The organism is Campylobacter concisus, assembly GCF_902460545.1.
GTDB classification, from domain to species: Bacteria; Campylobacterota; Campylobacteria; order Campylobacterales; family Campylobacteraceae; genus Campylobacter_A; species Campylobacter_A concisus_AE.
Genome location: NZ_CABPUE010000001.1, coordinates 300,300 through 312,494, shown reverse-complemented (window position 1 = coordinate 312,494; position 12,195 = coordinate 300,300). Strand labels below are relative to the sequence as shown.

Here is a 12,195-nt window from a genome sequence, read left to right as displayed (position 1 = left end):
GACATTATTAAGTTGTTTTATCCAATACAAAATTTAATTATTAAAAATAACAAATTCTTAACTCTTTTTAATCCTGAAGATTATTTGGGAAGAGTTGAATATGATATAAAAAACGAAGATGGAGAAATTCTTCACCAAGCAGGTAAACGTCTTACTAAGAAAAAAGCTGATAAATTGATTGAAGATGGCGTAAAATTTGTTGAATACCCAGTTGAAGCACTTATTGGTAGATATTTGGCAAACCCTGTAATCAATACAGAGAGTGGAGAAATTTTATATGATACACTATCTGCTCTTGACGAGAATAAACTTGCAAAAATTTTAGCTGAGCATGAAAGTATTGAGATTATAAATAACTCTGCTGCTGGTGTTGATGATGCGATTATAAATTCTTTCATAGCTGACAACGATATGCTTAAGGTTTTAAAACAAACTGAGGCCGTTGATGATGAAAATGATCTTGCGGCTATTAGAATTTATAAGGTTATGAGACCAGGAGAACCAGTTGTAAAAGAGGCTGCAAAGAGTTTTGTAAATGATATGCTATTTAATCCTGAGAGATATGATTTAACAAAAGTTGGTCGTATGAAGATGAATCATAAGCTCTCACTTGATGTACCAGAATACGTTACTTTACTAACAAGCGAAGATATCATAAAAACTGCGAAATATCTTATAAAAGTTAAAAACGGACAAGGTCACATTGATGACCGAGATCACCTTGGCAACCGCCGTATAAGGTCAATCGGTGAGCTACTTGCTAGCGAACTTCACCTCGGTTTTGTAAAGATGCAAAAGGCAATCCGCGACAAATTTACAAGCTTAAGCAATAATACTGAAGAGATTATGCCATACGACCTTATTAATCCAAAAATGATTACTGCAACAATTATGGAATTTTTCACAGGTGGACAGTTAAGCCAGTTTATGGATCAGACAAACCCACTTAGTGAAGTTACTCACAAGCGCCGTCTATCTGCGCTTGGCGAGGGTGGCTTAGTAAAAGAACGTGCTGGATTTGAGGTGCGTGACGTTCACCCAACTCATTACGGTAGAATTTGTCCAGTTGAGACTCCAGAAGGTCAAAATATTGGTCTTATCAATACACTTTCAACCTATGCAAAAGTGAATGATCTTGGCTTTGTTGAAGCTCCTTACAAAAAAGTTATAGATGGCAAAGTGACTGATGAGATAGTTTATTTAACCGCAACTCAAGAAGAGGGCAATGTTATAGCTCCAGCATCAACTAAACTTGATGAAAATGGACACATTGTTGAGGACTTGATTGAGGTTAGAAAAGATGGCGAGATGATGCTTGCCCGTAGAGAAGATGTTACTTTGATCGACCTTTGTTCTGGTATGATAGCTGGTGTTGCGGCTTCACTTATTCCATTCCTAGAGCATGATGATGCTAACCGTGCTCTCATGGGTTCAAACATGCAACGTCAGGCAGTGCCACTACTTCGCTCAACTGCTCCTATTGTTGGAACAGGTATGGAGAGCGTTATCGCAAGAGATGCATGGGAAAGTGTAAAAGCAAAACGTAGTGGTGTGGTTGAAAAGGTTGATAATAAAAATATATTCATTTTAGGCGAAGACGAAGCTGGTCCATATATCGATCATTACTCTTTGGAGAAAAATTTAAGAACAAACCAAAATACGACTTTTTCTCAACATCCGATAGTTAAAAAAGGTGATGAGATTGTTGCCGGTCAAATAATCGCTGACGGCCCAAGCATGGAAAAAGGCGAGCTAGCTATCGGAAAAAATGCACTAATTGCATTTATGCCTTGGAATGGCTACAACTACGAAGATGCGATCGTCATTAGCGAAAAAATGATACGTGAAGATGCTTTTACGAGTGTTCATATCTACGAAAAAGAGATCGAGGCTCGTGAGTTAAAAGATGGTGTTGAAGAGATAACAAAAGATATACCAAACGTCAAAGAAGAGGAGCTTATGCACCTTGATGAGAGTGGTATTGTCAAAATTGGTACAGAGATCAAGCCTGGCATGATCCTTGTTGGTAAAGTATCTCCAAAAGGCGAGGTTAAGCCAACTCCAGAAGAAAGATTACTACGTGCGATCTTTGGTGAAAAGGCTGGCCACGTGGTAAATAAATCGCTTTACGCTTCAGCTTCAATGGAAGGTGTGGTTGTTGATGTTAAAATTTTCACCAAAAAAGGTTATGAAAAAGATAGCAGAACAAATAAAGCTTACGAAGAGGAGAAGACTCTTTTAGAAAAAGAACATCATGATAGACTACTTATGCTAGACCGCGAAGAGATGTTAAAAGTTACAGCACTTCTTTCTAAAAATCCACTAGCAAGTGATCAAGAGGTAAATAAAAAAGAGTATAAGAAAGGCTCAAAGATCAATAAGGCTGATCTTGAAAATATAAATAGGTTTACTCTAAATGCTATCGTTAAAAGCTTTTCAAAAGATATCCAAAAGAAATATGACGAGCTAAAAAATTACTTCCAAAATGAGAAGAAAAAGCTTAAAGAAGAGCACGACGCTAAGATAGAAATTTTAGAAAAAGACGATATTTTACCAAGTGGCGTTGTAAAACTTGTAAAAGTTTATATAGCTACAAAGCGCAAACTAAAAGTCGGCGATAAGATGGCTGGACGTCACGGTAACAAAGGTATCGTTTCAAATATAGTAAGAGAAGTCGATATGCCTTATCTTCCAAGTGGTCAGATCGTAGATATCGTGCTAAACCCACTTGGTGTTCCAAGCCGTATGAATATCGGTCAAATTTTAGAGAGCCACCTTGGTCTTGTTGGCTACCGCTTAGGCGAGCAGATAAATGAAATTTTTGAAACCAAAAAAGGCGAGTGGATAAAAGAGCTAAGAGCTAAGATGATAGAGATAGCAGGTATTGCTAAGCTAATGGACGCTAAAAAAGCTCTTGGTAAGATGAGCGATGAGAAGCTTCTTGAATATGCAAAAGATTGGAGTAATGGCGTAAGATTTGCAACTCCGATCTTTGAAGGCGTTAAGGCTGATGAATTTGCTAAACTATTTGAGATGGCAAAGATAGATAGCGATGGTAAAACTGAGCTATACGATGGACGCACAGGCTCAAAGATAAGAGAACGTGTTAATGTTGGTTGTATGTATATGCTAAAACTTCACCACTTGGTTGATGAAAAAGTTCACGCAAGAAGCACTGGACCATATAGCCTTGTTACACAGCAACCTGTCGGCGGTAAGGCGCTATTTGGTGGTCAAAGGTTTGGTGAGATGGAGGTTTGGGCACTTGAGGCTTATGGTGCCGCTCATACACTAAGAGAGATGCTAACTGTAAAATCAGATGATGTTGAGGGAAGACTTTCTGCTTATAAAGCTTTAACAAGAGGTGAAAACGTTCCTGAGACTGGTATCCCTGAGACGTTCTTTGTTCTAACAAACGAGCTAAAATCACTAGCTCTTGATGTAGAAGTATATGATGAGGATGAGACAAATGAAACTAACTAATTTAAAACCAGTTGAGATAAAAGAAGAGCATAGACCTCGTGATTTTGAAGCTTTTCAACTTCGTTTAGCAAGTCCTGAGAAGATAAAATCTTGGAGTTATGGCGAAGTTAAAAAACCAGAAACTATCAACTACCGCACACTAAAACCTGAGCGTGACGGCTTGTTTTGTGCGAAAATTTTTGGACCGATCCGTGATTACGAGTGCCTTTGTGGCAAATATAAAAAGATGCGTTATAAAGGCATCAAGTGCGAAAAGTGCGGTGTTGAAGTAACAACATCTAAAGTTCGCCGCTCTCGCATGGGTCATATCGAGCTTGTAACTCCAGTGGCTCACATCTGGTATGTAAATTTCTTACCAAGCCGTATTGGTGCACTTCTTGGTATTAAGATGAAAGACCTTGAGCGTGTACTTTACTATGAGGCATACATTGTTGATAATGCTGGCGAAGCTTATTACGACAATGAAAATTCTAAAAAAGTTGAGAAATACGACGTTTTAAATGAAGAGCAATATCAAAGCCTAGCTTCAAGATACGAAGAGACTGGTTTTACAGCTAGAATGGGTGGCGAGGTCATCTATGACATGCTAGCTGAGCTTGATTTGATGGAAATTTTAAATCAGCTAAAAGAAGAGATGGAGTCTACAAATTCTGAGGCCAAGAAAAAGACTATCGTAAAACGCCTAAAAGTTATCGAGAGTTTTTTAAATTCAGGTAACCGCCCAGAGTGGATGATGATAACAAATTTACCAGTTCTTCCACCTGATCTTAGACCGCTAGTCAGCCTTGATGGTGGTAAATTTGCTGTTTCAGACGTAAATGACCTATATCGCCGTGTAATAAACAGAAATAGCCGTCTAAAACGTCTGCTTGAGCTTGATGCACCTGAGATCATTATTAGAAATGAAAAGAGAATGCTTCAAGAAGCTGTTGATGCACTATTTGATAATGGCCGCAGAGCAAATGCAGTAAAAGGTGCAAATAAGCGCCCACTAAAATCACTAAGTGAGATCATCAAAGGTAAGCAAGGTCGCTTCCGTCAGAATTTGCTAGGTAAGCGTGTTGACTTCTCTGGACGTTCTGTTATCGTCGTTGGTCCAAAGCTAAAGATGGATCAGTGCGGTCTTCCAAAGAAAATGGCTCTAGAACTATTTAAGCCACATTTACTTGCTCGCCTTGAAGAAAAGGGCTATGCGACAACCGTTAAGCAAGCTAAAAAGATGATAGAAGATAAGACAAATGAGGTTTGGGAGTGCCTAGAAGAGGTCGTTAAAGACTATCCAGTTATGCTAAACCGTGCTCCAACACTTCACAAGCTTTCTATCCAGGCATTTCACCCAGTGCTTGTTGAGGGCAAGGCTATCCAACTTCACCCACTAGTTTGTGCGGCGTTCAACGCAGACTTTGACGGTGACCAAATGGCTGTTCATGTGCCACTATCACAAGAGGCTATCGCTGAGTGCAAAATTTTAATGCTTAGCTCAATGAACATCTTGCTTCCTGCAAGCGGTAAGGCTATCACAGTTCCTTCACAAGATATGGTTTTAGGAATTTACTATTTAAGCCTAGAGAGAAATGACGAAAAAGGCGCAAATAAAATTTTCTCAAGCGTTGATGAAGTAATGATCGCTGAAGAGGCTAATACTCTTGGTCTTCATGCTAAAATCAAGACTATGGTTGATAATAAGATCATCTTTACGACGGCTGGTCGCTTGATTTTAAGAGCTATACTTCCTGATTTTGTTCCTGAAAATATGTGGAATAAGATCATGAAGAAAAAAGACATTGCAAATTTGGTTGATTATGTTTATAGAAATGGCGGTCTTGAAGTAACGGCTGACTTTCTTGATAAGCTTAAAAATTTAGGCTTTAGATATGCGACAAAAGCAGGAATTTCTATCTCTATTGCTGATATAATCGTGCCAGATAGCAAGCAAAAATATATCGACGAAGCCAAGAAAAAAGTTCGCGAAATTCAAAAGCAATACGGCGCTGGTCTTTTAACAGATAGTGAGAGATACAACAAGATCATTGATATCTGGACAGATACAAACAACAGTGTTGCAAGCGAGATGATGAAACTTATCCAAAACGATAAAGGTGGATTTAACTCAATTTATATGATGGCAGACTCAGGTGCGAGAGGTAGTGCAGCACAAATTCGCCAGCTAGCTGGTATGCGTGGTCTTATGGCAAAACCTGATGGTTCGATCATAGAAACGCCGATCATTTCAAACTTCCGTGAAGGTCTAAACATAATGGAGTACTTCAACTCTACTCACGGAGCTAGAAAAGGTCTTGCGGATACTGCGTTAAAAACAGCTAACGCTGGTTATTTAACAAGAAAACTAATCGATGTTGCTCAAAATGTTAAAGTCACAATGCATGACTGCGGTACGCACGAGGGTGTTGAAATTACAGATATTACAGAGAGTGGCGAGCTAATAGAAAGCCTTGAAGAAAGAGTATTAGGCCGTGTTTTAGCAGATGATGTGATCGATCCTATAACAAATGAAATTTTATTTAGCGAAGGCACGCTACTTGATGAAGAAAAAGCTAGAGCTATAACTGAGGCTGGTATAAAATCAGTGAGCATTAGAACGCCTATCACGTGCAAGGCACCAAAAGGCGTTTGTGCAAAATGCTACGGCTTAAACTTGGGCGAGGGTAAACTTGTAAAACCAGGTGAAGCAGTTGGTATCATTTCAGCTCAATCTATCGGTGAGCCAGGTACACAGCTAACGCTAAGAACATTCCACATCGGTGGTACGGCTTCTACTGAGCAACAAGATCGTCAAGTAATCGCCCAAAAAGAAGGTTTTATCAGATATTACAACCTTAATACTTATGATAACGGCGATAAGAAGATTGTTGCAAATAGAAGAAGCGCAGCTGTACTACTTGTTGAGCCAAAGATTAAATCAACGATTGAAGGCAAAATAGAGATCGAATATGCCCACGAAGATGTAAACATCGTGATCAAAGGCAAAAAAGAAGAAGTTAAATATACGATCAGAAGAAACGATCTTGCTAAGCCAAACGAACTAGCTGGTGTTAGCGGAAAGATCGAAGGAAAGATGTATATACCTTATGTAAGTGGCGATAAAGTAAAAGAGAATGAAAGTATCGTTGAGATCATAAAAGAGGGTTGGAATATCCCAAATCGTATCCCATACGCTAGTGAGCTTAAAATTTCAGACGGAGATCCGGTAACTCGTAAAATTTTAGCCGACGCAAATGGTGTGGTTAAATTTTTCATACTAAAAGGTGATTATCTTGATAGGGTTAAAGATATCAAAAAAGGTCACAAAGTAACTGAAAAAGGTTTCTTTGTGGTTGTTTCTGATAAAGATGGACGTGAGGCAGTTCGCCATTATATCCCAAGGAATTCTATCATCCAAGTTTCTGATAATGATGCAGTTGAGAGAGCAACAGTAGTCTCATTGCCTGAAAAAGATGATAAGTTGATTATTGCTGAGTGGGACCCATACTCAACTCCAACTATTGCTGAAGAAGCTGGTGTGGTTAGCTTTGAGGATATTGAGCCAGGATATAGTGCGACTGAGCAAGCTGATGAAGCGACTGGACAAAGACGTCTTGTTATCAATGAGTATTTGCCAAGTGGTGTAAAACCTGCGATTATTATCGCTACTAAAAAAGGAAATTTAATTAAGTATCCGCTTGATCCAAAAACTGCGATCTTTGTCTCAAGTGGTGATGAAGTAGCTCAGGCTGATATTTTGGCTAAGACTCCAAAAGCTGTCGCTAAGTCAAAAGATATCACTGGTGGTCTTCCAAGAGTTAGCGAACTATTTGAAGCAAGACGTCCTAAAAATACAGCTATCGTTGCGGAGATTGATGGTGTGGTTAGATTTGACAAGCCACTTCGCTCAAAAGAGCGCATAATCATTCAAGCTGAAGATGGTACAACTGCTGAGTATTTGATCGAGAAAAGTCGTCAGATCCAAGTAAGAGATGGGGAATTCGTCCATGCTGGCGAGAAATTAACTGATGGGCTAATCTCAAGCCACGATATTTTAAGAATTCTTGGCGAAAAAGCACTTCATTATTATTTGATTAGCGAGATTCAACAAGTTTATCGCCGCCAAGGTGTTGCGATCGCTGATAAACATATCGAGATCATCGTATCACAAATGCTTCGCCAAGTTAAAATCGTTGATAGCGGAAATACAAATTTTATAGTTGGCGATATGGTCTCAAGAAATAAATTTAAAGAAGAGAATGAGCGCATCATGAACATGGGCGGTGAGCCAGCTATTGCTGAACCGATCTTATTAGGCGTTACAAGAGCAGCTATCGGAAGTGATAGTGTGATCTCTGCTGCATCGTTCCAAGAGACAACTAAAGTTTTAACAGAAGCATCGATTGCTGCTAAATTTGACTATCTTGAGGATCTAAAAGAGAACGTTATCCTTGGACGTATGATCCCAGTCGGAACTGGTTTTTATAAAGATAAAAAAGTAAAAATCAAAGAAAACTAATACTTTAAGCCCCTATTTTTGGGGCTTAACCTCCTTAAAAAATTAAATCAATTAAAAATTTACAAGCTATTAACTATCACCTAATAAAATCCTTATTTTTAAATCACATCATGGAGAATTTATGAAAAATGTTGATCTTGGACTTTTGTTTATACGTTTAGGACTTGGTATCTGCCTTTTTATGCATGGTTTTGGTAAAATTTTACATGGACTTAGTGGGGTAAAAGGTATATTGGTCAATGCTGGTTTGCCTGAATTTTTAGCATATTTTTCTTATCTTGGAGAAGTATTAGCACCCATAATGTTAATTATTGGTTTTTATTCAAGGATAGGTGCTATCCTAGTTTTAGGTACTAGTATTACTATTTTATACTCGTACTATGGATTTACAAATTTATTTGCATTAAATGAAGTTAATGGTTTTAAATCAGAACTTATTTACCTTTATATTGCTATTTCACTTTGTATTCTTTTGATAGGTAGTGGCAAATATGCTGTCAAACAAGATTAATACAAAATAAAGACAGTAGAGTTTTTGTAAAATCAAGAATTAGATGAGTAAGTCTAACTTATTAACCGTTATTTAAGTTTATTTTAAATAAAATTAGGTCTTTTTAATAAATTTAGTTGAAAGGAATTATTGTGCCAACCATAAATCAATTGGTCAGAAAAGAACGCAAGAAAGTGACTGTTAAGTCAAAATCTCCAGCGTTAAAAGAGTGCCCTCAAAGAAGAGGAGTTTGCACTAGGGTTTATACTACAACTCCTAAAAAACCAAACTCAGCTTTGAGGAAAGTTGCCAAAGTTAGGCTAACAAGTGGTTTTGAAGTCATCAGCTATATCGGTGGTGAAGGTCACAACCTACAAGAACACAGTATCGTTTTAGTTCGCGGCGGTAGGGTTAAAGACTTACCAGGCGTTAAATATCACATCGTTCGTGGTGCACTTGATACTGCTGGTGTTGCAAAAAGAACAGTTTCTCGTTCTAAATATGGTGCGAAACGCCCTAAAGCTGGCGCTGCAGCTGCAACAAAAAAGTAAAAATTTAGGTTCGCAGATGTTGCTAAAATTTGCAAACGTTTGAGTAAAATTTCATAAAAATTTGAAGGAAAGATCAAAATGAGAAGAAGAAAAGCCCCTGTAAGGGAAGTCTTACCTGATCCGATTTACGGAAATAAAATAATCACTAAATTTATTAATTCTCTTATGTATGATGGCAAAAAAAGCGTCGCTACTGAGATAATGTATGGTGCTATTAAAGCCATAGAAAAGAAAAATGCTGAGGTTAAAGGTATCGACGTTTTTAACGATGCTATTGAAAATGTAAAACCTATTCTAGAAGTTAAATCACGCCGTGTTGGTGGTGCTACTTATCAAGTACCAGTTGAGGTTCGCCCAGCTCGCCAACAAGCTCTTGCTATCCGTTGGCTTATAACTTACGCTAGAAAAAGAAGCGAAAGAACTATGATAGATAAACTAGCGAATGAGCTCTTAGATGCGGCAAACTCAAAAGGTGCATCTTTCAAGAAGAAGGAAGATACTTACAAGATGGCAGAGGCTAATAAAGCATTTGCTCACTACCGCTGGTAAGAAAGAATTAATATGGCAGAGAGAAAAACGCCTTTACATAAGGTAAGAAATATCGGTATTGCGGCTCACATTGATGCTGGAAAGACAACTACTAGTGAGAGAATTTTATTCTTTACTGGCATGAGCCATAAAATAGGTGAGGTTCATGATGGTGCTGCTACCATGGACTGGATGGAACAAGAAAAAGAGCGTGGTATTACTATTACTTCAGCTGCAACTACGGCATTTTGGAAGGGTTATCAAATAAACCTAATTGACACTCCGGGACACGTTGACTTTACTATCGAAGTTGAGCGTTCTATGCGTGTTCTTGACGGTGCTGTTTCAGTATTTTGTTCTGTTGGTGGTGTTCAACCACAATCAGAAACTGTTTGGAGACAAGCAAATAAGTATCACGTACCAAGAATTGTTTTTGTCAATAAAATGGATAGAATTGGTGCAAATTTCTTTAGAGTTGAAGAGCAGATTAGGGAAAGGCTAAAAGCAAACCCTATTCCTATTCAAATTCCTATAGGTGCTGAGGATAACTTTAGAGGTGTGGTTGATCTTGTAAGGATGAAAGCATACGTTTGGAATGATGAGAAAAAGCCAACTGACTATGTTGAAGAAGAAATTCCAACTGAAGTTAAAGATAAAGCAGAGGAATACCGTGCAAAACTAATCGAAGCAGTTTCAGAGACAGATGATAGCTTGATGGAGAAATTTTTTGCTGGTGAAGAGCTAAGTGAAGAAGAGATTAAAAAAGGCATAAAAGCAGGCTGCTTGAGAATGACTATCACGCCTATGCTTTGCGGAACTGCGTTTAAGAACAAAGGTATCCAACCTCTACTTGATGCTGTTGTTGATTACTTGCCAGCTCCAGATGAAATTGAAGCTATTAAAGGCGTATATGAAGATGGTACTGAAGTAACCGTTGAAAGTACTGACAATGGTGAATTTGCAGCTCTTGCATTTAAGATCATGACCGATCCATTTGTTGGACAGCTAACATTTATTCGTGTTTATAGAGGAAGCTTAGAAAGCGGTAGTTATGCTTATAATACTGTTCAAGATAGTAAAGAAAGAATCGGTCGCTTGCTAAAAATGCACTCAAATAAACGCGAGGAGATTACTGAGCTTTTCGCTGGCGAGATCGGTGCTGTTGTTGGTCTAAAAAATACTCTAACAGGTGATACTCTAGCTAGTGAAAAAGATAAAGTTATTCTTGAAAGAATGGACTTTCCAGAGCCAGTTATTAGTGTTGCGGTTGAGCCAAAAACAAAAGCAGACCAGGAAAAAATGGCAATAGCGCTTCAAAAACTAGCTCAAGAAGATCCAAGTTTTAGAGTTAGCACAGACGAAGAGAGCGGTCAAACTATTATTAGTGGTATGGGTGAGCTTCACCTTGAGATCATTGTTGATCGTATGCTTCGTGAATTTAAAGTTGATGCTGAAGTTGGTCAACCACAAGTTGCTTATCGCGAAACTATTCGTAAGACAGTTGAGCAAGAGTATAAATATGCTAAACAATCAGGCGGTCGTGGTCAATATGGTCACGTATTTTTACGTATTGAGCCGCTTCCAGCTGCTAGTGGATTTGAGTTTGTTAATGATATCAAAGGTGGTGTTGTTCCAAAAGAATATATTCCAGCTGTTGAAAAAGGTTGCAAAGAGGCACTTCAAAGCGGTGTTCTTGCTGGTTACCCAGTTGAAGACGTTAAAGTTACACTATTTGATGGTAGCTACCATGAAGTTGACTCATCTGAAATGGCATTTAAACTTGCTGCTTCAATGGGATTCAAGGAAGGTGCTAGAAAGGCAGGTGCTGTTATTCTTGAGCCTATGATGAAGGTTGAAGTTGAAACTCCAGAAGAGTATATGGGTGATGTTATAGGCGACCTTAACAAACGCCGTGGTCAAGTAAATTCAATGGATGATAGAAATGGTGTGAAGATCATTGCCGCTTATTGTCCACTGGCTCAAATGTTTGGCTATTCAACAGATCTTCGTTCAATGACTCAAGGCCGTGCAACTTATTCAATGGAATTCGATCACTACGAAGAGGTTCCTAAAAACGTAAGTGATGAAATCATTAAAAAGAGAAATGGCTAATTAACCAAAGAAGGGCAGAGTAATCTGTCCTTCAAAAATTATTTATTCTGATAAAATCTATCTACAAAATTATGAATTGTCCTCATAGCTCAGCTGGATAGAGCGTAGAATTCCTAATTCTAAGGCCACAGGTTCGAACCCTGTTGGGGACACCATCCATCATGCAATCATTTTTGTAAAATACAAAGTATTCAAACAAGTGTTTTTTAAAATATACTAAAACGCATAATAAGATATAGCAATTTATAAAAATGCTCTTATGCTGATCAGTATAATAGAGTAAAAGAAAAAATGCAAAGAATGGACTTTATAAAAAAGATTACAAGTGATATGCAAATAAGATCACTAAAATCAAAGAAAAATTTTTATAAAAATGTGTAATGGTAAGCAGCTATATCTTTTATCAATCTAGTTGGTTTATCTATATATGCATTCGTAGTGGGTTTAGCTTTTTTATCAATACGTTATATTATTAATTTTTATCTAAACTAATAAATTTTATCAACAAAAATTTTATATATTTAATAATC

Annotated in this window: 6 protein-coding genes and 1 tRNA gene; all 7 read left to right on the top strand. The window is 37.8% G+C overall.

Translation table 11 applies throughout. The features are described from left to right. On the top strand, positions 1-3,483 hold a 3,483-nt coding region (gene rpoB, locus FZ949_RS01500), incomplete at its 5' end, for a DNA-directed RNA polymerase subunit beta (RefSeq protein ID WP_148790049.1). After that, positions 3,470-7,984 carry a DNA-directed RNA polymerase subunit beta' gene (gene rpoC / locus FZ949_RS01495; protein WP_103580603.1) on the top strand — a complete coding sequence of 1,505 codons (4,515 nt, stop codon included), beginning with the start codon at positions 3,470-3,472 and terminating at the stop codon, positions 7,982-7,984. The genes rpoB and rpoC, both read left to right, overlap by 14 nt. Before the next feature lie 121 nt (positions 7,985-8,105). Next, positions 8,106-8,495 (top strand): DoxX family protein, encoded by a 390-nt coding sequence (locus FZ949_RS01490; RefSeq protein WP_103580604.1) that lies wholly within the window; start codon positions 8,106-8,108, stop codon positions 8,493-8,495. 131 nt (positions 8,496-8,626) lie between these two features. Continuing rightward, positions 8,627-9,025, top strand: coding sequence for a 30S ribosomal protein S12 (rpsL, locus tag FZ949_RS01485; RefSeq protein WP_021090705.1), 399 nt, complete (start codon positions 8,627-8,629; stop codon positions 9,023-9,025). Positions 9,026-9,103: 78 nt separating this feature from the next. Further along, positions 9,104-9,574 carry a 30S ribosomal protein S7 gene (gene rpsG, locus FZ949_RS01480; protein ID WP_021090980.1) on the top strand — a complete coding sequence of 157 codons (471 nt, stop codon included), beginning with the start codon at positions 9,104-9,106 and terminating at the stop codon, positions 9,572-9,574. A gap of 12 nt (positions 9,575-9,586) precedes the next feature. Further along, complete coding sequence (fusA, locus tag FZ949_RS01475; RefSeq protein ID WP_103580605.1) at positions 9,587-11,665, top strand: elongation factor G; 2,079 nt, start codon at positions 9,587-9,589, stop codon at positions 11,663-11,665. Between the two features lie 78 nt (positions 11,666-11,743). Continuing rightward, positions 11,744-11,820, top strand: a tRNA-Arg gene (locus FZ949_RS01470). The last annotated feature ends 375 nt before the right edge of the window (positions 11,821-12,195 follow it).